Annotated in this window: 20 protein-coding genes and 1 pseudogene; 8 read left to right on the plus strand and 13 right to left on the minus strand. The window is 66.2% G+C overall.

Annotation, left to right across the window (positions count from 1 at the left end):
- Positions 1-106: 106 nt before the first annotated feature.
- From hmgA to BFL28_RS13270, 3 genes are all read right to left on the minus strand, one after another.
- Positions 107-1,423: a homogentisate 1,2-dioxygenase gene (gene hmgA / locus BFL28_RS13260; protein ID WP_173655754.1), complete on the minus strand. Its 1,317-nt coding sequence runs from the start codon at positions 1,421-1,423 to the stop codon at positions 107-109.
- A gap of 73 nt (positions 1,424-1,496) precedes the next feature.
- Positions 1,497-2,636 (minus strand): glycoside hydrolase family 130 protein, encoded by a 1,140-nt coding sequence (locus BFL28_RS13265; protein ID WP_069321019.1) that lies wholly within the window; start codon positions 2,634-2,636, stop codon positions 1,497-1,499.
- A gap of 54 nt (positions 2,637-2,690) precedes the next feature.
- The gene (locus BFL28_RS13270) at positions 2,691-4,169 is read right to left on the minus strand and encodes a UxaA family hydrolase (RefSeq protein ID WP_069321104.1); all 1,479 of its coding nucleotides are present in this window, start codon (positions 4,167-4,169) and stop codon (positions 2,691-2,693) included.
- An 86-nt stretch (positions 4,170-4,255) separates the two neighbouring features.
- On the opposite strand from BFL28_RS13270, the gene uxaC reads away from it, so the two are divergent.
- The gene (uxaC, locus tag BFL28_RS13275; RefSeq protein WP_069321020.1) at positions 4,256-5,698 is read left to right on the plus strand and encodes a glucuronate isomerase; all 1,443 of its coding nucleotides are present in this window, start codon (positions 4,256-4,258) and stop codon (positions 5,696-5,698) included.
- Positions 5,695-7,116 carry a mannitol dehydrogenase family protein gene (locus BFL28_RS13280; RefSeq protein ID WP_069321021.1) on the plus strand — a complete coding sequence of 474 codons (1,422 nt, stop codon included), beginning with the start codon at positions 5,695-5,697 and terminating at the stop codon, positions 7,114-7,116. Before uxaC ends, BFL28_RS13280 begins: the two co-directional genes overlap by 4 nt.
- 245 nt (positions 7,117-7,361) lie before the next feature.
- Here the strand turns inward: BFL28_RS13280 and BFL28_RS13285 are convergent, their stop codons facing one another.
- Positions 7,362-8,372 carry a LacI family DNA-binding transcriptional regulator gene (locus tag BFL28_RS13285; protein ID WP_069321022.1) on the minus strand — a complete coding sequence of 337 codons (1,011 nt, stop codon included), beginning with the start codon at positions 8,370-8,372 and terminating at the stop codon, positions 7,362-7,364.
- Between the two features lie 33 nt (positions 8,373-8,405).
- Positions 8,406-9,740 (minus strand): dicarboxylate/amino acid:cation symporter, encoded by a 1,335-nt coding sequence (locus BFL28_RS13290; protein ID WP_069321023.1) that lies wholly within the window; start codon positions 9,738-9,740, stop codon positions 8,406-8,408.
- 159 nt (positions 9,741-9,899) lie between these two features.
- Here BFL28_RS13290 and BFL28_RS13295 point away from each other — a divergent pair, with 159 nt between their 5' ends.
- From BFL28_RS13295 to BFL28_RS20965, 3 genes and pseudogenes are all read left to right on the plus strand, one after another.
- Positions 9,900-11,627 carry a gamma-glutamyltransferase family protein gene (locus BFL28_RS13295; protein ID WP_119184604.1) on the plus strand — a complete coding sequence of 576 codons (1,728 nt, stop codon included), beginning with the start codon at positions 9,900-9,902 and terminating at the stop codon, positions 11,625-11,627.
- Between the two features lies 1 nt (position 11,628).
- Positions 11,629-12,053: pseudogene (locus BFL28_RS13300) on the plus strand (VOC family protein).
- Positions 12,054-12,161: 108 nt separating this feature from the next.
- Positions 12,162-13,451 (plus strand): L,D-transpeptidase scaffold domain-containing protein, encoded by a 1,290-nt coding sequence (locus BFL28_RS20965; protein WP_158011657.1) that lies wholly within the window; start codon positions 12,162-12,164, stop codon positions 13,449-13,451.
- Between the two features lie 59 nt (positions 13,452-13,510).
- On the opposite strand, the gene BFL28_RS13310 is transcribed toward BFL28_RS20965, so the two are convergent.
- The 3 genes from BFL28_RS13310 to BFL28_RS13320 all read right to left on the minus strand — a co-directional run bounded on the left by BFL28_RS13310 (position 13,511) and on the right by BFL28_RS13320 (position 16,160).
- On the minus strand, positions 13,511-14,071 hold the full coding sequence (locus BFL28_RS13310) for a hypothetical protein (protein ID WP_069321025.1): 561 nt from the start codon (positions 14,069-14,071) through the stop codon (positions 13,511-13,513).
- Between the two features lie 103 nt (positions 14,072-14,174).
- The gene (locus BFL28_RS13315) at positions 14,175-14,903 is read right to left on the minus strand and encodes a S8 family serine peptidase (RefSeq protein WP_069321026.1); all 729 of its coding nucleotides are present in this window, start codon (positions 14,901-14,903) and stop codon (positions 14,175-14,177) included.
- A gap of 117 nt (positions 14,904-15,020) precedes the next feature.
- A complete protein-coding gene (locus tag BFL28_RS13320) occupies positions 15,021-16,160 on the minus strand; it encodes a GNAT family N-acetyltransferase (protein ID WP_079247140.1) in 1,140 nt (379 codons plus the stop codon).
- 87 nt (positions 16,161-16,247) lie between these two features.
- Here BFL28_RS13320 and BFL28_RS13325 point away from each other — a divergent pair, with 87 nt between their 5' ends.
- Together BFL28_RS13325 and BFL28_RS13330 are read left to right on the plus strand one after the other, a co-directional pair.
- On the plus strand, positions 16,248-16,733 hold the full coding sequence (locus BFL28_RS13325) for a DUF2721 domain-containing protein (protein WP_069321027.1): 486 nt from the start codon (positions 16,248-16,250) through the stop codon (positions 16,731-16,733).
- Between the two features lie 436 nt (positions 16,734-17,169).
- Positions 17,170-17,520 (plus strand): GIY-YIG nuclease family protein, encoded by a 351-nt coding sequence (locus tag BFL28_RS13330; protein ID WP_069321028.1) that lies wholly within the window; start codon positions 17,170-17,172, stop codon positions 17,518-17,520.
- Positions 17,521-18,222: 702 nt separating this feature from the next.
- Here the strand turns inward: BFL28_RS13330 and BFL28_RS13335 are convergent.
- Genes BFL28_RS13335 through BFL28_RS13345 form a run of 3 tightly spaced genes read right to left on the minus strand, consistent with a single transcriptional unit; the run spans position 18,223 to position 19,774 of the window.
- Positions 18,223-19,272, minus strand: coding sequence for a ribonucleotide-diphosphate reductase subunit beta (locus tag BFL28_RS13335; RefSeq protein WP_069321029.1), 1,050 nt, complete (start codon positions 19,270-19,272; stop codon positions 18,223-18,225).
- Positions 19,273-19,289: 17 nt separating this feature from the next.
- On the minus strand, positions 19,290-19,478 hold the full coding sequence (locus tag BFL28_RS13340) for a hypothetical protein (RefSeq protein WP_069321030.1): 189 nt from the start codon (positions 19,476-19,478) through the stop codon (positions 19,290-19,292).
- Positions 19,475-19,774 carry a putative periplasmic lipoprotein gene (locus BFL28_RS13345; RefSeq protein WP_069321031.1) on the minus strand — a complete coding sequence of 100 codons (300 nt, stop codon included), beginning with the start codon at positions 19,772-19,774 and terminating at the stop codon, positions 19,475-19,477. The genes BFL28_RS13340 and BFL28_RS13345 overlap by 4 nt, the downstream gene beginning before the upstream one ends.
- Before the next feature lie 68 nt (positions 19,775-19,842).
- Here BFL28_RS13345 and BFL28_RS13350 point away from each other — a divergent pair, with 68 nt between their 5' ends.
- Positions 19,843-20,103, plus strand: coding sequence for a DUF2171 domain-containing protein (locus BFL28_RS13350; protein ID WP_069321032.1), 261 nt, complete (start codon positions 19,843-19,845; stop codon positions 20,101-20,103).
- A gap of 74 nt (positions 20,104-20,177) precedes the next feature.
- Here the strand turns inward: BFL28_RS13350 and BFL28_RS13355 are convergent, their stop codons facing one another.
- Both BFL28_RS13355 and BFL28_RS13360 read right to left on the minus strand, forming a co-directional pair.
- On the minus strand, positions 20,178-20,585 hold the full coding sequence (locus tag BFL28_RS13355; RefSeq protein WP_069321107.1) for an endonuclease domain-containing protein: 408 nt from the start codon (positions 20,583-20,585) through the stop codon (positions 20,178-20,180).
- Between the two features lie 138 nt (positions 20,586-20,723).
- Positions 20,724-22,646, minus strand: coding sequence for a ribonucleoside-diphosphate reductase subunit alpha (locus tag BFL28_RS13360; protein WP_069321033.1), 1,923 nt, complete (start codon positions 22,644-22,646; stop codon positions 20,724-20,726).
- Between the last annotated feature and the right edge of the window lie 276 nt (positions 22,647-22,922).

The raw sequence follows: 22,922 nt of genomic DNA on the forward strand, positions 1-22,922 counted from the left end.
TCGTCCACATCGCCAAGCAGGGTATATCAGGGTCATCACCGGAGCGGCCGCACGAGATCCCGGCTTTCGCCGGGAGGACGGACGCTCAGGACAGGACTGTGGCGCGTCAGCCCGGATCGATGGTGCCGTCGAACTTCTTTTCCAACCCGCTCCATACATCGGCATAGTCGGGCTGAATCGGTGCTTCGTTCGCCGCCCATTGCGTCAGATGCTGGGGAAAGCGGGTCTCAAACATGAAGCTCATCGTGTTATCGAGCTTGTGCGGGACCAGTTCGCCGGTGCTCGCCTTTTCGAACGCCGCCTGGTCCGGACCATGCGGCAGCATGCAATTGTGCAGGCTCATCGCGCCAGGGCCGAAGCCGTCCGGCTTGGCATCATATTCGCCATAGATGTTGCCCATCAGCTCGGACATGACGTTCTTGTGATACCAAGGCGGGCGAAAGCTGTTTTCGGCGACCAGCCAGCGTTCGCGGAACAGCACGAAGTCGATATTCGCCGTGCCCTCCACTTCGGATCGCGCGGTCAGCACGGTGAAGATCGAGGGGTCGGGATGGTCGAACAGGATCGCGCCAACCGGTGAATAGGTCGAAAGGTCATATTTGTACGGCGCGTAGTTGCCGTGCCAGGCAACGACGTCGAGCGGGCTGTGGCCGATCTCGCTGCGATGAAACTGGCCGCACCATTTGAGCGTGACGGTGGAGGGCGCATCACGATCCTCGAACGCCGCCACCGGCGTCTTGAAATCGCGAGGGTTGGCCATGCAGTTCGCGCCGATCGGCCCGCGATCGGGCAGGTCGAACTGCTGCCCGTAATTCTCACAGACAAAGCCGCGGCACGGCCCCTCGATCACCTCCACGCGATAGACCAGGCCACGCGGCAGGACTGCGATCTCACCCGGCGCGACGTCGAGCACGCCCAATTCGGTGCAGAAACGCAGCGTGCCTTGCTGCGGCACGACCAGCAATTCGCCGTCGGCCGAGTAGAAGTAACTGTCCACCATCGACTGCGTGACGAGATAGATGTGGCTCGCCATGCCGGTCTGGGTATTAACGTCGCCCGCCGTGGTGACGGTGCGCATCCCGGTGATCCAGTCGGTATCCCCTTCGCCATGCGGCACCGGGTTCCAACGATACTGCCCGAGGCTGGTGACCTCGGGGAAGATGTTGGGCGCCGATTTCCAATGCGAAACGTCGATGGGCTGAAAACGCCCGACGTGACGCACGCTGGGACGGATGCGATAGCACCAGCTACGCTCGTTACGCCCGCGCGGCGCGGTGAAGGCGGTGCCTGACAGCTGCTCGGCGTAAAGACCATAGGGGCAGCGCTGCGGCGAGTTCTGGCCCTGCGGCAGCGCACCGGGAAGCGCCTCGCTTTCGAAATCATTGCCGAAGCCAGGCATATATTGCAGCGCATTGGCGGTCATGGCGCCCTCCTGAACTCGTCTCATTCGTTACTTCTTCGTCGACATAGAGGCGGCCGGGATAGCACGCAATGGATCAGCCCGCAGCGAACACCGACTTGGGAATATAGGTGATGCGGCAAGCGAGATCCGCCTCGCCCGACGCAACGATATAGTGGTCGCCGCCATCGGCAATGCCAGTCGTGAACACCACGTCGCGCAGATACATTTGATGCTCGATCGGGCGGGTAAGATCGGGGTTGGCTTCGAGTAGCGGCGAGTGCTGTGTGCGGATCACCTTCGTCGGATTGTCGCGGTCGAGCAGCGACCAATAGGTGCGATAGATACCGACGATCCCGCTCGGCTCGACCCCGTGCCACAGCGTTAGCCAGCCCTCGTTCGTCAGGATCGGCGGCGTACCGCCGCCCATCCGCGCCGTCGCGATCGTCGCCGCATGCGGGCGGATGCCGGGCTGGAGATGCGGTTTCCAATGCAGCGCATCGGGCGAAGTGGCGAGGTTGATCGATGGCCCGGCACGCCATTCGCTGCCCGGCGGATAGGCGAAATAGAGGTCACCGAGCGGCCGCGTCTGTGCCCAATATTGCCCGCCGACCAGCCCTTCGAAGATCAGCATGTCCTTGTTCTGGTGATCGAGCACGATGCCTTCGAACGCGTAGTCTAGGCCGTTGTCGCTGCTGTAGAGCGTGGTCGAATGCCGTTCCGGGCTGACTGAACAGGTCGTCATTTGCCAGCGGTCGCCGACCTTCGATACGCGGGCATCCTCGACGCCATAGCATTGATAGCTGCCCTGCGGCGCGATCGCCTTGTCGTAATGGATCGCCACCACCTCAAGCCCGTCGGGGGTCAGCTCGACCGGCAGGATCCAGGACAGCGAGGTCAGGGCCATCACCTTCCACCCGCCGCCACGCATCATGAACTTTCGCGGATCGGCGGTATCGACGAGATCGAGCGGCCAGGCGTCGAGGACATAGCCGCCGGTTCCGCCCTCACTGCCCTGCCAGCGGATCGCATGGACATGGCCGTCGCTGATCGGCTTGCGCAGCGCCTCGGCGATGCGCACGAACATGCACAGGTTGCCACTCGGCAGTCGCGTCAGCGCCGGATTGAACGCACCGAGGACATAGGTCTCGGCGTCGATGTGCCCGGCCAGCGGCGAGCGCGACAGGTCGATGTCGTCGGGCAGGAGGACAAGCCGGTCGACGGCATATTCAGGCATGGATTCTCCTCTTCGCTCCCCGCCACAACGCGTGGGCGCGTCGAGGTTCCGCGCTTATAGCGTTACGCCGCGTTTCCAGATGCCGATCGCACGCTCGTCATTCACCTCGTTGCGCGCCGGCTCGCCGCTCGCCACCGCGATGATACGATCGAGCAGCGCCTGCGCCGCCGCGTCCATACCCTGCGTCAGCGCCATCCCCGCGTCGAAGTCGATCCAGTTCGCCTTGCGCGCCGCAAGGTCGCTGTTCGACGCGATCTTCATCGTCGGCACCGGGCTGCCGAGCGGCGTACCGCGCCCGGTCGAGAACAAGGTGAGCGTTGCGCCCGCGGCGGCCAGCGCGGTGGTGGAAACGGCGTCGTTGCCCGGCGCCTCCAGCACGGTGAGCCCGGTCTTCGTGATCCGCTCGCCATAGTCGATCACGTCGCTGACCGTCGCGACGCCGCCCTTCTGCACCGCGCCCAGCGACTTCTCCTCGAGCGTGGTGATGCCGCCGGCGATGTTTCCGGGCGAGGGGTTTTCCGACACCGGCTCGCCATGATCGAGGAAATAGCGTTTGAAGCGGTTCACAACCTGCGTCAGTCGATTAAACACCGCCTCGCTCTCGGCACGCGCGAGCAGCAGCCCTTCGGCGCCGAACATCTCGGGGATTTCGGTCAGGATCGCGCTGCCGCCTTCCTGCGTGACCGCATCGGCCATGCGCCCGATCAGCGGATTGGCGGTCAACCCGCTCATCGCGTCGGACCCGCCGCATTTGACGCCGAGGCGCAGCGCGGCGAGCGGCACGTCGCTGCGTACATCGGTCGCCATCATCGCGAGCAAGTCCTCGATCGCGGCCATGCCGGCGGCGAACTCGTCGCTTTCGCCCTGCGCGCGCACGGTGCGGATGCGGTCGCGGCGACCCTCAGGAATGCGCGCCATCAATGCGTCAAGCTGGTTCGATTCGCAGCCGAGGCCGAGGATCAGCACGCCGCCGGCATTGGGGTTCTGCGCCAGTGCCGCCAGGATCGCGGCCGTGCCGTCGAGGTCCGCGCCAAGTTGGGAGCAGCCGAATGGATGGTTGAAAGCGTGGACGCCATCGGCCCTGCCCTCGGCGATCGCTTCGGCCTTCATGGCCAGCCGCTCGCCCAGCCGGCCGACACAGCCGACGGTCGGCAGGATCCACAGTTCGTTGCGTGTGCCGACACTGCCATCCGCACGCTTGTAGCCGCGGAAGCTGTGACGCGATTCGCCCGCGACGCCGGGCTGCGCGCCTTCGAAGCGATAGGCGAGTTCGCCCGACAGCGCGGTCTTCACATTGTGGACATGGACATGCTCGCCGATGGCGATGTCCTGCATGGCGACGCCGAACGGCGCGCGATAGCGATGGACCTTTGCCCCCGTCGCTATGTCGCGCACCGCGAACTTGTGCCCGCGCGCGATCGCGTCGCGCAGCCGAATCGTGTCGCGCCCGACCTGCACCGTGTCACCCGCTTCCAAAGGGGAGAGCGCGACGGCAACGTCGTCCTCATGGGCGATTCGCATCGCCATCGGCATGTCGGCAAGAGTCTGCATTAGCGGCAAATAGTCATTTGCCAGCGTTGGCACAAGCCGCTAACCGGTCGGCAACCAAGGAGAGATTCATGCGCCCGCTGGCCCTCGACCCCAATCGCCTGCTCCCCGCCGATCCGACGACGCGCGGCATTGCGCGCGAACTGTACGACACCATCGCCGACCTGCCGATCGTCAGCCCGCATGGTCACACCGACCCCGAATGGTTCGCAACCGATGCGCCGTGGAACAACGCGACCGAGCTGTTCCTGGCCCCCGACCACTATGTCTTTCGCATGCTCTACAGCCAGGGCATCGATCTCGACGCGCTGCGCGTGCCCAAGCGGGGCGGCGTGGTGCCCGACACCGATCCGCGCTCGGCTTGGCGGCTGTTCGCCGGCAACTATCGCCTGTTCCGCGGCACGCCGTCGCGCATGTGGCTGGACCATGTGTTCGCCGAAGTGTTCGGGTTCGACCGGCTGCTGGATGCCGGAAGCGCCGATCACTATTACGACACGATCAACGAAGCGCTCACCACCCCCGGCTATCGTCCGCGGGCTTTGTTCGAGCGTTTCAAGATAGACTTTCTGGCAACGACCGAGGGCGCGGACGACCCGCTGGACCAACATGCTGCGATTCGGCGGTCGGGCTGGGGTGGCCGCGTGGTCACGACATATCGACCGGATTCAGTGATCGATCCCGAGCATGAGGAGTTCGGCACCGCCCTCGCCAAGTTCGCCGAGCTGACCGGCGAGGACGTGGGAAGCTGGCAGGGCTATCTGCGCGCCCATCAAAAGCGCCGTGCCGATTTCCGCGCGGCGGGTGCGACCGCCACCGATCATGGCTTTGCGACGGCGCGCACCGCGAACCTGTCGACCATCGACGCCGAAGCGCTGTTCGGCCGCGTGATGTCGGGCAAGTGGGACGCGGCGGATGCCGAGCTGTTCCGCGCGCAGATGCTGACCGAGATGGCGAAGATGAGCGTCGAGGACGGCATGACGATGCAGATCCACCCCGGCGCGACCCGCAACCACAATGCTAAACTGTTCGCCAGCCATGGCCGCGACAAGGGCGCCGACATGCCCACGCGCACCGAATATATCGAGTCGTTGCGCCCGATGCTGGACCTGGTCGGCAACGAGCCGAACCTGACCGTCATCCTCTTCACGCTCGACGAATCGACCTATGCGCGCGAGCTGGCGCCGCTCGCCGGCCATTATCCATGCCTGCGCCTCGGCCCGAGCTGGTGGTTCCACGACAGCCCGGAGGGGATGCGCCGCTTCCGCGAGATGACCACGGAGACCGCCGGCTTCTACAACACGGTCGGGTTCAACGACGATACGCGCGCCTTTTTCTCGATCCCCGCGCGCCACGATGTCGCGCGGCGCGTGGATTGCGGCTTCCTGGCCCGGTTGGTCGCCGAAGGACGGATGCAGGATTGGGAAGCACACGAGCTGGCATATGAGCTGACGAACGGGCTGGTGCGCAAGGCGTACAAGCTGGACCAGACGCTGCCGCAGGCGGCCGCGGCATGACGCGGCTGTCGAACGCCACGCTGGCCGCGCTGCCGGCATCGGTCACCAAGCCGGATTATGGCCGCTCCCGCGTCACACCGGGTGTCGTCCATTTCGGTCCGGGCGCCTTCCACCGCGCGCACCAGGCGGCAGCGTTCGACACGCTGCTCGCCAGCGATCCGCGCTGGGGCATCACCGGCGTCAGTCTCAACTCGACCTCGGTCGCGCAAGCGCTGAACCCGCAGGATGGGCTCTACACGCTCGCGCTGCTCGAGGCGGAGACCGAGTTCCGGGTGATCGGATCGGTCCAGCGCGTGCTGACCGGGACCGAGCGCGCCGCGATCCTCGCCGCGCTGACTGCCCCGACGACGCGGATCGTCAGCACGACGGTGACCGAGAAGGGCTATTGCCTGAGCAGCGACGGCACGCTCGACATGGCGCATCCCGCGATCCTTGCCGACCTCGACGCGCCGGACACGCCGAAATCGGTGATCGGCTGGCTCGCACTCGGCCTTGCCGAACGGCGGCGGCAGGGGCTGACCGGCATCACGGTCCTGTCGTGCGACAACCTGACCGACAATGGCCGCAAGCTGGGCGCTGCGGTACGCGCCTTTGCCGCGGCGACCGATCCCGACACGGCGAGCTGGATCGAGGATCAGGTCCGCTTTCCCAATGCCATGGTCGATTCGATCACGCCGGCGACGGACGATACGCTGCGTGCCCGGGTGGCGCAGGCGATCGGCATGGAGGACGCCTGGCCGATCCAGCGCGAACGCTTCACGCAATGGGTGGTCGAGGACGACTTTGCCGGCGAACGGCCCGAGCTCGAGCGCGCCGGCGTGACCTTTACCCGCGACGTGCATGGGTTCGAGGCGGCGAAGCTGCGCCTGCTCAACGGGCCGCACTCGACGCTGGCCTATGTCGGGCTGGGGCTGGGCCATGGCAGCGTCGCGCAGGCAATGGCGGACACGCGGCTGGCCGGGTTTGTCGAGCAGCTGATGCGCGAGGATATCGCGCCGTCGGTCGCGGCGCCCGACGGGTTCGACCTGAGCGGCTATATCGGCGACATCCTGAAGCGTTTTGCCAACCCGGCGATCGAGCACAAGCTGTCGCAGATCGCCTGGGACGGGTCGCAGAAACTGCCTTATCGCATCCTCGATACCACGCGCGACGCGCTGGCAGCGGGCCGCCCGATCGACCGACTGGTGGTGCCGATCGCAGCCTGGCTGCGCTTCATCGAGCGCGCGGCGGCGAGCGGTTCCGCCATCACCGATCCACTGGCCGAGCGGTTGCTGGCGGCGGGCGGCGACTGGCGGGCGATCCTGGCAATGGGCGACGTGTTCGGCGACCTGGGCGACGATCCGCGGTTCGTGGCTGCCGTGACGCGGGCGCATGGCGCGCTGGCCGATCCGGCGGGGTATGCTTTGGTGACCGTGTGAAGAAGAAGGGGTTCGCGCTAAGGCGCTAAGGCGCGAAGAGAAGAAGATTAGATCACGCGGAGACGCGGAGGACGCAGAGGGGTTAGAGATTGCCGCGCTAGCGGCCTTCATGCTCGCCCGGGCCGCCAAGCCGCAGCGTTGCAACGAGATAAGGCGCTTCGCGCCGAAGTAACATCTCTGCGTCCTCCGCGTCTCCGCGTGAATCCGGTCTTCTTCTCTTCGCGTCTTCGCGTGAACCCGTTCTTCTACCCCGCCGCCGGCCCGCTCGATCCGCCTTCGATCAGGCGCAGGTCGGCCTTAAGCTCGACCGTCTCCTCCGCGTCTTCCACGATGTCGAGCAGGCAACGGGTCGCGAGTTGCGCCATGTCGCCGAGCGGGCGGTAGACGCTGGTGAGCGAGGGGGTCAGCATCCGTGCCAGCATCGATCCGTCGAATCCGACCACCGACAATTGGTCAGGCACCGCAACGCCGCGCGATGCCGCTGCCTTGACCACCGACGCCGCCATGATGTCGTTTGCCGCGAAGATTGCGGTCGGGCGCGGATCGAGCGCCAGCAAGCGTTCGGCAGCAGCGTTGCCGGATTCGAAATCATAGTCGCCTTCCGCTTCCCCGGCGAGGCTCAGTCCGGCGTCCGACAGCGCGGCGATGAACCCGGCGCGCCGCTGCGCGGCGGAGGCCACCGCCAACGGGCCGTTGATCATCGCGATACGACGGTGGCCCAAGGCGATCAGGTGACGCGCCACATCGGCCGCAGCACCGCGTTCGTCCGAGATCAGCGTCGCTGCGAAGTGCTGCACCGGGGTCGAGGACAGAGCGACGGCAGGAACGCCGGCCGCCAGCAGCGCGGCGCCGATGCCCTCTACCCCGGACACCGGCGGCATTACGACGACGCCGTCGACCCGCGAGCGCCGCACGAAATCGAGCGCGTCGGCGACCGACCCATCATCGCCGGTCGGCGTCGGATGGATGACCAGTTCATAGCCGCGTGCCGTCGCCTCTTCGACCACCCCGCGCTGGATGGTGTCGAGCACCAGCGCGTTGCGATCGTTGTGAATAATCCCGATCAGGTAGGATCGCCCCGTCGCCAGCCCGCGGGCGCGCGCGCTGGGTGAAAAGCCGAGCCGGGCGATCGCGGCCTCGATCCGCTCACGCGTTTCGGCATTCACCTTGGTCGAGCGATTGAGCACGCGCGAGACAGTGCGGATGGAGACGCCTGCCGCATCGGCGACGTCGTGAATTGTGGCACCCTTCCCCATTGCTCCGTTGCTAGCGGTAGCAACCGGCGATGGCTAGTCCGGGTCGGTTTCGCTGGCGGGGCGGGCGGGACCCGGCGCCGGTTCTCCGTTCAAGGCCCGGTGCAACGCATCGCGATCGAGCGCGCCGTCCCATCGCGCGACGACGATGGTGGCGACGGCATTGCCGATGAAGTTGGTCAGGCTGCGGCACTCGCTCATGAATCGGTCGATACCCAGGATCAGCGCCATGCCGGCGACAGGAACCGAGGGCACGATCGACAGCGTCGCGGCCAGGGTGATGAAGCCGGCGCCGGTGACCCCCGCCGCGCCCTTGGACGAGATCATCGCGACGAGCAGCAGCGCGATCTGGTCGCCGAGCGACAGGTCGACGTTGCATGCCTGCGCGATGAACAGCGCAGCCAGCGTCATGTAGATGTTGGTGCCGTCGAGGTTGAAGGAATAGCCGGTGGGCACGACCAGGCCGACGACCGGCTTGGCGCAGCCGGCGCGCTCCATCTTGTCCATGAGGCTGGGCAGCGCGCTTTCCGACGACGAGGTGCCGAGCACCAGCAGCAACTCGGCCTTGAGATAGCGGATGAGCTTGAGGATCGAGAAGCCGGTGAGCCGGGCAACCGTGCCGAGCACCAGCAGCACGAAAATGAGCGAGGTAAGATAGAAGGTGGCGACGAGGCCGGCGAGATTGGCGAGCGATTCGATCCCGTATTTGCCGATGGTGAAGGCCATCGCGCCGAACGCGCCGATCGGTGCCGCGCGCATCAGGATGCCGACCAGCTTGAACACGACGAGGCCGACCCGCTCGAGCATGTCGCGGACCGGCGCGGCTGGTTCGCCGACCATCGAGAGCGCGATGCCGAACAGGATGGCGACGAGCAGCACCGGCAGCAGCTGATCCCCGGCCAGCGCCGACACGAGCGTGGTCGGGATGATCGCCATCAGGAACGCGACGATGCCGCTCTCGTGCGCCTTGGCGACATAGCCCGTGACCGCCCCTTGATCGAGCGTGGCGGGGTCGACATTCATGCCCGCGCCGGGCTGTACCGTGTTGGCGACGATCAGCCCGACGATCAGCGCCAGCGTCGAGAAGAACAGGAAATAGGCAAACGCCTTGCCCGCCACGCGACCGACCGACTTGAGCTCGGTCATGCCCGCGATGCCGGTCACCAGCGTCAGGAAGATGACCGGCGCGATGATCATCTTGACCAGCTTGATGAACGCATCGCCCAGCGGCTTCAGCGCCTCGCCGGTCTGTGCCCAGAAATAGCCGATCGTCACGCCGAGCGCGATCGCGATCAGCACCTGGACGTAAAGCTGACCATACCAGGCCGTGCGGCGGGACGGTTGATCCGAATAGTTGAGCGCAACGGCCATCGAGGTGCAGGCTTAGGGTCAGGGTTCGTTACTGGCAACGGCCGTGATCGAACGGCGCTCGCGCCGTCGTGTTCGGCCCTGCCGGCCATGGTGCCAGGTTATGACGGGGGCATATTTGGCGGCATCCACAACCGGCGCGCCAGCGTGTAAGGGGGACCCATGTCCTTGCGTATTCTTGCCACCTCGCTCGCCCTTGCCGCGACGCTCGCCGGCTGCGCGCCGCGCGCTGCCGCGCCGAGCGTCGCGCCCGCGCCGCTGTCCCCACCCGCGACCGCCGCACCCGCACGGCAAGGCTTCGTCGCCGCCGCGCACCCGCTGGCGGCAGAGGCCGGGCTGGCGGTGCTTCGCCGCGGCGGATCGGCAGTCGATGCCGCGGTCGCGGTCCAGGCCATGCTGAGCCTCGTCGAGCCGCAGAGCAGCGGCATGGGCGGGGGCGCGTTCATGACGCGCTATGATGCCAAGACCCGCGCGGTGACCGTCTATGACGGGCGCGAGACGGCGCCGGCGGGCGCGACGCCCGACATGCTGCTGGGCCCGGACGGCAAGCCCATCCCCTTCCCTGTCGCCGTTCTTTCCGGCCGTGCCACCGGGGTGCCGGGCGTGGTGCGGATGCTCGCGCTCGCGCAGCAGCGTCACGGCAAGCTGCGCTGGGCGGACTTGTTCGGCGAGAGCATCGCCGCGGCGCAGAACGGCTTCATCGTCAGCCCGCGCCTCGGCCGCTTTGCCAATTCGAACGGGCCGCAAGCCACTGCGCCGGACGCGGTCGCCTATTTCCGCAACGCGCGCGGCGAGAAGATCAAGGCCGGCGATACGCTGAAGAACCCGGCCTATGCCGCCTTTCTGCGACGGCTGGCCGCGCAGGGGCCGGACGCAATGTACCGGGGCGAGACCGCGCGGCGCATCGTCGCGCGGGTGCGGCAGGGCGAGTTGCCGGGTGCGATGACCGAGGCGGACCTGGCCGCATATCGGCCGGTGGTGCGCGAAGCGGTGTGCAACGGCTATCGCGTCTATATCCTGTGCGCCCCGCCGCCGCCCTCATCGGGCGTGGGGCTGCTGCAACTGATGGCGATGATCGAACGCACCGACATCGGCGCGCGCGGCTCCGACGATCCGGTCGCCTGGGTCAAATATGCCGAGGCGAGCCGACTGATGTATGCCGACCGCGACGCTTATGTCGGCGACGTTGCGGGCGTGCCGGTCAAGGGGCTGATCGACCCGGCCTATGTCGCCAGCCGCGCCGCGCTGATCGGCGAGCGCGCTGGCCCGCCGCCGGTCGCCGGGACGCCGCCGGGCGCGGTCACCGCGCGGATCGACGCTACCGACGAGGTCGCCGGCACGTCGCACTTCATCGTGATCGATGGCGACGGCAACGCGGTGTCGATGACCACCACCGTGGAAAGCTATTTCGGCACGGGGCGCATGGTCGATGGCTTTTTCCTCAACAACCAGATGACCGACTTTTCGTTCGTGCCGGAGGGGCCGAACGCGATCGCACCGGGCAAGCGGCCGCGATCATCGATGGTGCCGACGGTGATCCTCAATTCCGACCGCACGCTTGCCGGCGCGATCGGATCGCCGGGCGGCAATGCGATCCTGGGCTATGTATCCAAGGCGCTGATCGGGATCATCGACTGGAACCTGCCGGTCGCGAACGCGATCGCCCTGCCCAACCTGATTGCGCGCGGATCGAGCTTCAACGGCGAAGTCGACAAGTTCGCACCCGGTGTGGTCGCAGGGCTGGCCGAACGTGGCGTGATGCTGCGGGCCGGACAGGGCGAGGATAGCGGGCTGCACGGCGTCTTCATCCGGGGCGGCAGGTTCGACGGCGGGGCCGATCCGCGCCGGGACGGCGTCGCCCGAACGATCGACTTGTCGAAGGGGCAATGACATGAGCGAACTCACCCCATTTCACATTGCGTTCCCCGTCGACGATCTTCACGCCGCGCGGCACTTTTACGGCACGGTGCTGGGCTGTCGCGAGGGGCGGAGCAGCGACGAGTGGATCGATTTCGACCTGTTCGGCCATCAGATCGTGGCGCATCGCGTCGCAGGTCCGCGCGATACAGCCGCCCATAATCCGGTCGATGGCCATGCGGTGCCGGTGCCGCATTTCGGCGTGGGGTGCTGCGCCCGGCGCAGTGGCAGGCGCTGGCCGACCGGCTGAAAGGCCATGGCGTCGCGTTCGTCATAGAGCCGCACACGCGTTTTCCCGGACAGCCAGGCGAGCAATCGACGATGTTCTTCCTCGATCCCGCAGGCAATGCGCTGGAGTTCAAGGCGTTCGCCGACCTGGGGCAGCTGTTCGCGACCTGATCCGCTTCGCGCAGCCGTTGAACCTGCCGCGCGCTTGCGTGTTCCTTCCGCAAAGGAACATGCGGAAGGTTCAGGATGATACGGCAACGGATCGGGTGGAAATTGGCGATGGTCGCGCCGCTGGCGCTGGCGGCGGCGCTGCCGGTTCAACCGGTGCAGGCGCAATTGGCCGATCCCCAGCTGGCCGCGGCGCTCGCGGACACCGGCATGGATCGCGAACTTCGCGCCTTCTATGCCGCGCGCGGGTTTCGCCCGATATGGATGGCGAGCAACGCCAGCATGACCGCAGCCGAACGGCTGATCGAAACCCTCGAACAGGCCGATCTCGATGGGGTGGACCCGGGCGACTACCGCCCGCGCCGGTTACGCGATGCGATCGAGGATGCGCGGACGGGCAACCGCAAGGACGCGGCCAAGGCCGAGGCGCTGATCTCACGCAGCTTCGTCGCCTATGTTCGCGATTTGAACGGCCGCGTCGCCTCACCGATGACCTCGACCGATCCGGATTTCCGCACCGAACTGCCCTCGGCGCGCGAGATCCTGGCCAAGGCTGCGGCAGCGCCGTCGCTGAGCCTCTTTGTCACCAACAACGGCTGGGCGCACCCCTTCTACGCGCAGTTGCGCCGCGCCGTGCTGCAGGCATCGCCCGGATCGCGACAGGCCCGGTTGCTTGAGTTGAACCTGACCCGCGCGCGCGGCCTGCCGGTCAGCGATACCCGTCACGTGGTGGTCGATACCGCGGGCGGGCGGCTGTACATGTTCGACGGCGGCAAGGTCGTCGACAGCATGAAGGTGATCGCCGGGCGCCCCGCCACGCCGACGCCGATGATGCGCAGCGTCATCCGCTATGCGACGCTCAATCCCTATTGGAACGTGCCGACCGATCTGACCCGCAGCCGGCTGGCGCCCGAGGTGGTCGCCAAGGGACCGGCGTTCCTGAAGGCAGGCGGTTACGATGTGCTGTCCGACTGGTCGCCGCATGCCGCACCGACCGACCCCAAGCTGGTCGACTGGCAGGCGGTGGCGGACGGGCACCGCGTCGTGCGCGTTCGCCAGCGACCCGGCATCGGCAACGGCATGGGGCGGATGAAGTTCATGTTCCCCAATGGCGACGACATCTACCTGCACGACACGCCGGAAAAGGGCCTGTTCAGCAATGCCGGCCGCTATTTCAGCGCCGGCTGCATCCGGCTGGAGGATGCGCGGCGGCTGGGGCGCTGGCTGTTCGGCAAGCCGCTGACGACCGCCTCCGCCAAGCCCGAGCAGCGCGTGGAACTGGCCACCCCGGTGCCGATCTACATCACCTATTTCACCGCATTTCCCACTGGGCAGCGTGTGGCGCTGCGCGCTGACGTGTACAAGCGCGACGCCGAATCCATGCGGATGAGCATGCGCTAGTCATGAAAAAACCGCCCGGTTCGCACCGGGCGGTTTCTCCTCCTCGTCCGTGCGGAGCGTCAGCCGCGCTCGGCCGCGCGCGAGCCGGCCTGATAGCCCGAAGGCACGCCTTCATAATATTGACCGCCACGGGTATAGCCGTCGACGCAGCCGTCATTGTTGTTGTCGGCCCAGATCGCGCCGGCAATGCCGCCGACCACCGCGCCGGCAATCGCGCCTTCCAGGATACCGACGCTGGTCAGCGCGCCGACGCCGACGCCGGCCGCTGCGCCGATGCCCGCACCCTTGGCAGCCGAGCCGCCCACGCTGGCACAGCGGCGCGCGCCGGGCACATAGCCAGCGGGCGCGCCGGCATAATATTGACCGTCGCGATAATAACCGTCCGCGCGGCCATCGCCGTCCTGGTCAGCCCAGACTGCGCCGGCGATGCCGCCGACCACCGCGCCGATCATCGCGCCTTCGATCGGGGCGCCGGCCGCGATCGCGCCGACGGCAGCACCACCGGCGGCACCGACTGCCGCGCCCGTGCCGACTGCGGCCAGATCGCTGTCACCCGTCGTCGCACATGCGCCGAGCGAGAGCGAGCCGGCCAACAACGCTGCTGTGAACATCTTTTTCATCGGGCACTCCTCCTGCTGAATCCAAAGGGGAGCGCGACCGTAAGAGGGGAGGCGGTCAACGCTCCCCCCGCAGGCCAAACGAGGAAAGCGCCCGACCGTTCCCTCAGCGTAGCGAAAGCCGTTTCGCGGTCTCGATCGGGGCGGCGAACGAGGTGCCGGTGCCGGTCACCGGCCGCCCATCGGCAAGCGCGGTCGGCACCGCGACGCCGAGCTGCCAGCTGTAATGATAGCCCGCCGGTGTCGCCGCGTCGGGACGATTGGTGCCGGTCCAGGCGACGCCGGCGGCGTCGACCGCGCCGACCAGCACGCCATTGGGATAGGCAGCGCGGGCCAGGCGCAGATTGCCCGGATGATCCGCGCCGTCATTGCCCGCCGCCATCACGACCGTGATGCCATGCCGCGCCGCGTCGCGCACCGCGTCGGCGATCGCGGGATGATCGGCCATGGCGAGCGACAGGTTGATCGCATCGACCTTCAACCGCGTGGCCTGACGGATCGCGGCGGCGACGGTGTGCACGCTGCGCACGCAAGGCGCCTGCGCGCCGGGCGGGCAGCCTGCCGGATCGTCGACGCGCAGCGACACGATATCGACCGGCGCGCTGGCGGCACGAGCAAGGATCGTCGCGACCATGGTGCCGTGATCCGACGCGGGGTGAAAGGCGGGACGCGCGGGACTTGCCGCCATGTCATATTCGGCGACCACCCGACCGCCGAGCTCAGCCGTGCGCGCCACGCCCGAATCGATCACCGCAACCACCGACCGCCGCTGTACGACGCCGTCCCGTGCCCCGGCAGCCGATGCGCCGATCAGCGCAAGCCCGGCCGCCGCCATCCCAATGAACCGCAAAGCGCGTTGCTCCGGCAGTGCCGATGATCGCGGTTGTGGCCCCCCGGCCCCCGATCTCCCGGCAATTTCGCTACAGGCCGGCCCCCCGACCCTGTCCGAAAGCTATGCGTCGCTCGCGGCGTTCGCAAGATCGTTTGCGGCAAGCTGACCCGCGCGATTGCCGCTTCGCCGCCAGAGCGATCCGGCCAGCCGGGCGATCATACCGGGCAGGCCGGGCCGTACGAACAGCCAGTCGCGGATGGCAGGTCCAGCGGCAGCGCCGATCACGCGTTTGTAGCCGCTGTCCCCCGCCCCCCAATCGACCGTCGTGATGCCGTCGTCGATGGCCCGGACCAGGTTGCGATAATAGAGCAGCTTGCCCGGCGAGTGTTTGGCGACGCGCGGGTCATAGCTGTTGGCGATCGCATATTTGAGCGCGCCGGCGTTCAAGTCGAACGAGAAGGCGGCGGGTTCGCCATCGATGCGCAGCACCGCCGCCCACATCATGCCGGCAACCACGGGATCGGCCGCGGCCGCGCGCCAGAAGGCGCCATGCCCCGCCGTCGTGAACTTCGCGTCGGAGCCGTCGGTCCGCTCGGCGATCCAGCTTTTCCGCTCGACCGCGGCGAGATCGTCGAACGCCTCATCCCGCCAGCCCGCACCCGACACGAAGGACCAGTCGAGCGCGCCATGGTCGGCGATATGCTTTTCGTGGAAACGATTCTTGCGCAGCGTCGAATTGCGCGGCCAAATGCCCTCGGCCCGCAAGGCGGCCATGTCGAGCAGGAAGCTTTCGGCGACGAAGCGGTCGAGCGCGACCCAGCCGCGTGAGGCGGCGGCAGCGCGCAGGCCGGCAAGCGCGGGGTCGTCGTCATAGACCGGCCCGATGCGCAGCGCGTTGACGTGCCGCGCGAGGGTGTCGAGCGCCACGTCGAACGGCTCGGCCCCGGCGTCCTGCGCGACCGGAAAGCTGCGGAACGGCCAATAGCAGCCGGGCACGGCGGCGATGCGCAGCGCGGCCGGGCCGGTCGGCGCGAATGGCAGGGCGAGCACCGGCGCGCCTTCGCGCAGCACGGTGAGCGTGCGGGCATGACCGCCATAGGCGGCGAGTGCGGCGGCAAACCAGCCATAGCGCAGGAAGCCATGGGTCGGTGCAGCGCGCCCTGCGACGGTGTCGAGCGCGCTCGCCAGCCCATCGCCGACACTGGCCGTAAGCAGCGGCGGCAGGCGCGTGAAGTCGGACAGCGGCATCGGCTTCGTCATGGCATGGGTCTTAGTCGGGAAGCGTTACCAAGCGGTGGCCGTGATGAGGGCTTGGCTCGATTGCCCACGCTGGCATAAGCAGGCGCCATGGCACCCATGCTCTCCACCGTCGCGGCGACTATCCAGGTTTCGATCGCGCCGGTGTTCCTGCTCGCGGGCTTGGCCGGCATCCTCAACGTGCTGGTCGGGCGGATGGCGCGCGTGGTCGACCGCGCGCGGCAGATCGAGAAGCTGCACCCGCTGTCCACCGGCAAGGAGCATGACCGGCATGTGTGGGAGCTGCGGCTGATCCAGCGGCGGCTGACCGTCATCAACGGATCGATCGCGCTGTGCGTGGCGAGCGCGGTCGCGATCTGCCTGGTCGTCGCGCTGATGTTCATCGCCTCGCTGATCCATGTCGAGATGGGCGGCGCGGTGGCGGTGGCGTTCATCATCTCGATGCTGTTGCTGACCGCCGGCCTCACCGCCTTCATGGTCGAGATCCGCCTGTCGATGCGCGCGGTGCATGTGCGCGAGGAGCTGCTGGAGCTGGACGAAAAGGCGCGGCGCATGGGGTGGCTGCGGCGCGACTAGGGCCGTGCCGCTGGTCGAGCGCGAGCGGAAGGTTGCAAAGGTTGCCCACTTGGCGGCCGGCGGAAGGTTGCAAAGGTGGTAAAGGTTGCGGTCGTTGCAGGCGCCGGGCGCGGATGCAGTGAGGCTTGGTTTGCGGGCATGGCGGCGGCTCCGGGGGCAGGAGCGCGACCATCTAGCGCAATGGGGCGGTGTAGGAAAATGCGGGGGCGTAGCGCGCGATCTGCGTCGACGCGGCTGGTGGAGCGGCGGCAAGCCGTTGCTATGGCCGGGGACTGAGCCGACGCGGCATTTCGTGCTGCACGATGGAGCCCGGCACAGGGCCGGGATCACAGTGAGCGGTTGGTGGCGTGGTTTCGTTCACCGCCCCGGCCGCGTTCCGGTATCCAGCGCGTTGCGGGTCTTGTGAAGCGCCCGCTTGCCCTGCACGGATGGCGGAATGCGCGAACGGCTGCCCTGCGTTTACATGATGGCGAGCGGCTATAACGGCACGCTGTATGTCGGGGTGACGTCCAACCTGATCGGCCGGGTGATGCAGCATCGCGCGGGGACGTTTGGCGGCTTTACGGCGCGCTATGGCGTGACCCGGCTGGTGTGGTTCGAAGCCGGCGAGAGCATGGAAGCCGCGATCGCGCGCGAGAAGCAGGTGAAGCGGTGGCGGCGTGAGTGGAAGCGCAACCTGATCGAACGCGAGAATCCGATGTGGAATGATCTGGCGGTGGGGTTGGGGCTGGAGCCGCTGGTGGTGGTGAGTGATGGCGCGGTGGACCCCGGCACGAGGCCGGGGTGACGAAGGGGGGGTCAGGCGCGGCGTTCGGCCACCTCTCTTCACCCTGCACGCCCGTCATCCCGGCCTTGTGCCGGGATCCACCGCGGTTCGAGCGATGCGGGAGCGAATGGCGCGGTGGGCTAGCCGGCGCTGTTGAGGCTGGAGCCGCTGGCGGTGGTGCGTGGTGGCGCGGTGCACCCCGGCACAAGGCCGGGGTGACAAATTATTTCTTTGAAGGGGACGGAGGAACCTGCGGCTATTGCTCGCAGCTCAACTCCTTCTAAGGCTACTTCGGTCTGATCGGACAGAGATCGCACCTCTGCCCTTTCAGATCTTTAATGGGTTGTCAGTTGGGCGCTGATCAGATGCGATGATCGCTGAAGATCATCACGAGCGTCAAATTCGGTCAAGAACCAAGCTATAGACCGAAGATAGACACCATATTGGTCAACGATTTCCCAACCCCACAGACCCATCCGATCCTCATGGACGAATGCGTCCATTTCGAATCTCCTTGCGTCAGTTAATGAAGCGCTCGGCCTGTCGGATCGATGTTCAACTTGATATGTGGTTTAAGAGGTTCTGACCGCCCTTTTAAGGTCTATTCTGCCGCCATCCCTCAGGGACCAAGGTTCAGTCGAGACAAGTCGTCAAGGACCGTTAGCTTCGGGGTTGTAGCTAAATCAGAGCATAGGCACCTCCTTATATTGATCTGACCAAACGTTATTCAGCAGCCACCGTCCCATCGAACAGCCCGCCTTCAGCCGCATCCTCGTTCGCGACCGAGACGACCTTCGCCTTCTGGCGCTTGTCGAAGCTGTCCCAGACCTCGTTCCACTGGCCGCGCGTGGCGCCCTTTGAATATTCGGTTGCTCGCGTTTCGAAGAAGTTCGCGTGCTCGACGCCGTTCAAGAGCGGGGCGAGCCAGGGGAGCGGGTTTTCGTCGATCATGTAGATCGGCTTCATGCCCAGCTGCCCCAGCCGCCAGTCGGCGATGAAGCGGACGTACTTCTTGATGTCCTTGGGCGTCATGCCGTTCACTGGGCCGTCCTCGAACGCGAGGTCGATGAACGCGTCCTCAAGCCGGACGGTGGTCTGGCACTGGTCCATGATGTCGTCGCGGACCGATTTGGTGAGGCAGTCGCGTTCCTTCACGAAGGTGTGGAACAGCTTGATGATGCCTTCGCAATGCAGGCTTTCGTCGCGGACCGACCAGCTGACGATCTGGCCCATGCCCTTCATCTTGTTGAAGCGCGGGAAGTTCATCAGCATCGCGAAGGACGCGAACAGCTGAAGGCCTTCCGTGAAGCCGCCGAACATGGCGAGCGTCTTGGCGATATCCTCGTCCGTATCGACGCCGAACTTCTGGAGATAGTCGTGCTTGTCCTTCATCTCCGAATATTCGAGGAACATGCCATATTCGCTCTCGGGCATGCCGATCGTGTCGAGCAGGTGGCTGTAGGCGGCGATGTGCACCGTCTCCATGTTGGAGAAGGCGGCGAGCATCATCTTGATCTCGGTCGGCTTGAACACGCGGCCGTATTTCTCGTGGTAGCAATCCTGCACTTCCACGTCGGCCTGGGTGAAGAAGCGGAAGATCTGCGTGAGCAGATTGCGTTCGTGATCGGTGAGCTTTTGCGCCCAGTCGCGGCAATCCTCGCCCAGCGGCACTTCCTCCGGCAGCCAGTGGACCTGCTGCTGGCGCTTCCAGAATTCATACGCCCAGGGATATTCGAAGGGCTTGTAGGTCTTGCGGGCTTCGAGAAGTGGCATGGTCGTTCCTTGGGCGTTTATCGGTTGAAGTGGTTGAACACGGCCGCGAAGCCGGTGAGGAAGAGGCCGAGCGCGAGCAGCATCATGCCGGCGATGCGCAGGGCGTAGGTGGCTTCGCGCGTCGCGGGGCGGCGGCGCAGGAGGGTGGCACCGGCGATGCCCGATGCGATACCGAGGCCGGCCTGGATGGCGAGGGCGCGGGTCATTCGCGCACCTTCACGACCTTCTCGCGCACCACGACCTTCTTGCCGCGCCACGATCCGACGCCGAATACGACGATGCCGAGGAAGAAGCCGAAATCATACCAGCCGCCATTGTTGGGGACGGCATAGACCGCGACGTCGGGCATGAAGAGCGAGAAGACCCAGGCAACCGGGAAGATGAAGCCGTGCCACAGGCCATGGAGGAACCCCGGTGCGGTGGGGCTGACGGTGGTGGCGACCTGGGTCGCGCAGGCGGTGAGGCTGGCGAGGATGGCGAGGGCGAACAGCGTGCGCTTCATGACCGGAACTCCTGCATCGTTTGGCGGCCGGGCGCGTTGAGCGGGCGAACCGCAGAAGGAGAACGCACGTGACCGACACCAGCAACATTCGCGAACATATGGAAGTGATCGGCGCCGATGGCGTACATGTCGGCACGATCGACGGGGTCGAAGGCGACCGCATCAAGCTGACCAAGAAGGACAGCGGCGCGGAAATCGAGGGCGCCGAAGGCGCGCATGCCGGACACCACCATTACATCTCGACCGGCCTGGTCGCCGAGGTCGAAGGGGATCAGGTGCGATTGAGCGCGACCGCGGCGAACGTCGCCGGGTTTATCGAGGAAGAATGAGGGCTGCTTTCCCTCTCCCGGTGGGAGAGGGAGGGAGCGCTGCAGGCGCGGAAGGGTGAAGGTGACGGGCGTTGTCATTGACGGTCGCCCTCACCCTTCCCATCCCTGCTTTCGCAGGGACGGGCCCCTTCCCTCTCCCGAAGGGAGAGGGAGATTTGGGTCAGCACGCCGTCCAGGTTCTGCATCACATCGGTGTTGGTGAAGCGGATCACGTTAAAACCTTCGCGTTCGATGATCGCGGTGCGGCTGGCATCGCGCATTGTGTCGGCATGCGTGTCACCATCGACTTCGATCACCAGCTTTCCGGCGAACCGCAGAATGTCGGCATAGAACGGGCCGACCGGCGCCTGATGCCGCCATTTATACGCGGGTAGCGCTTCGCGGAGTGCGCGTAGCAGGCGGCGTTCGGGTTCGGATGCCTCGCGGCGGAGCTGACGCGCGCGCGGGACGGTGCCGGATGGTTGGTCCTCGTAAAGGCGCATCGCCCTCACCCTTCCGCCGCTGCGCGGCTCCCTCCCTCTCCCAAAGGGAGAGGGACATCAGAACCCCTCTCCCTTTGGGAGAGGGAGGGGCCCATCGCGCCAGCGATGGGAGGGTGAGGGCGACCTACCCCCACCACCTTACTGACACGCCAGGCATTCGTCGTAATCGGTGCTCTCGCCCAGGTCGAACTTGGGCGCGTCGATCGTGTTGTCGGCTTCGACGCCGCCGGCGAAACCGGCGCGCTGCACCGACTTGGATCGCAGATAATAGAGCGACTTGATGCCGAGCTCCCAGGCGCGGAAGTGGAGCATCAGCAAGTCCCACTTCTCGACGTCCGCCGGGATGAACAGGTTCAGCGACTGCGCCTGGTCGATATAGGGCGCACGGTCGCCAGCGAGTTCGAGCAGCCAGCGCTGGTCAATCTCGAACGACGTCTTGAAGCAATCCTTCTCCTCCGGCGAGAGGAAGTCGAGGTGCTGGACGCTGCCGCCACGCTCGAGGATCGAATTCCAGACATTGTCGGAGTTCTTCGACTTCTCGATCAGGATCTTTTCGAGATACGGGTTCTTGACCGAGAAGCTGCCCGACAGCGTCTTGTGCGTGTAGATGTTGGCCGGGATCGGCTCGATGCACGCAGACGTGCCGCCGCAGATGATGCTGATCGACGCGGTCGGCGCGATCGCCATCTTGCAGCTGAAACGCTCCATCACGCCCATGTCAGCGGCATCGGGACACGGGCCGCGCTCGACCGCGAGCTGCATCGAGGCTTCGTCGACCTGCGCCTTGATATGCTTGAAGATGCGCAAGTTATGCGTCTTGGCCATCGCGCCTTCGAACGGCAGGCCGCGTGCCTGCAGGAAGCTGTGGAAGCCCATGACGCCAAGGCCGACCGAACGCTCGCGCGCGGCGGAATAGGCAGCCTTTTCCATGCCCGGCTCGGCGCGGTCGATATAGTCCTGAAGCACATTGTCGAGGAAGCGCATCACGTCCTCGATGAACCCCTTCTCGCCCTTCCACTCGTCCCAGGTTTCGAGGTTCAGCGAGGAGAGGCAGCAGACAGCGGTACGCTCGTTGCCGAGGTGATCCTTGCCGGTCGGCAGCGTGATCTCGCTGCACAGGTTCGAGGTCGAGACCTTGAGGCCCAGATCGCGATGATGCTTGGGCATGTTGTTGTTCACATGATCGGCGAACACGATGTACGGTTCGCCGGTCGCAAGACGCGTCTCGACCAGCTTCTGGAACAGCGCGCGGGCGTTGACCTTGCCGCGCTCGCTACCGTCCTTGGGGCTGCGCAGCGTCCATTCCTCGCCATTGCGCACCGCCTCCATGAAGGCGTCGGGGATCAGCACGCCGTGGTGCAGATTGAGCGCCTTGCGGTTGAAGTCGCCCGAGGGTTTGCGGATCTCGAGGAACTCCTCGATCTCAGGGTGCGAGATGTCGAGATAGCAGGCGGCCGAGCCGCGGCGCAGGCTGCCCTGGCTGATCGCGAGCGTCAGGCTGTCCATCACGCGCACGAAGGGGATGATGCCGCTGGTCTTGCCGTTCAAGCCAACCGGCTCGCCGATGCCGCGGACATTGCCCCAATAGGTGCCGATGCCGCCGCCGCGCGAGGCGAGCCAGACATTCTCGTTCCAGGTATCGACGATGCCGTTAAGGCTGTCGGGCACGGAATTCAGGAAGCACGAGATCGGCAGGCCGCGGCCGGTGCCGCCGTTCGACAACACGGGCGTGGCGGGCATGAACCACAGCTTCGACACATAGTCGTAGATGCGCTGGGCGTGCGCTGCGTCGTCGGCATAGGCCGAGGCGACGCGGACGAAGAGGTCCTGATAGGATTCGCCGGGCAGCAGATAGCGGTCGCGCAGCGTTTCCTTGCCGAATTCGGTCAGCAGCGCGTCGCGCGAATGATCGACCTCGACCGGGAAGATGCGCGGGGCGACCGACTTGGTGTCGAGCCTCTTCTTCGCCGGTTCCGGCGCGGGCGTCACGCCGGCGAGAAGGTCTGCGGTGTCGGTCACGGTTTCACTCACGCTTGGTTCCTGCTGTTCCCTGAAGTCCATCGTCCTGCCCCCGTACCCATTCGATCCGACTCGGGGATGCAGCCTGATGGTACCATCGTGCGCGCCCGGGCGTGAGAACAAAAAGTGTCCATTCGCCCGCTCCAAGCCATGGCACGTCCAGGCCGCGATATGGGATCGCAGCCGCGTTTCACCAGTGCTTGGGCTTGTCCCCCGTCGTGACCACAAGAGATTGTGTCAGATCGCACGAGTTCGCAAGACGGTAAATGAAGGCGCGCAAACTCGGCTCATCGCCGATTTGAGTCGGTTCATGGCGTG

Source organism: Sphingomonas turrisvirgatae (assembly GCF_001721295.1).
In the GTDB taxonomy this organism is placed as follows: domain Bacteria; phylum Pseudomonadota; class Alphaproteobacteria; order Sphingomonadales; family Sphingomonadaceae; genus Sphingomonas; species Sphingomonas turrisvirgatae.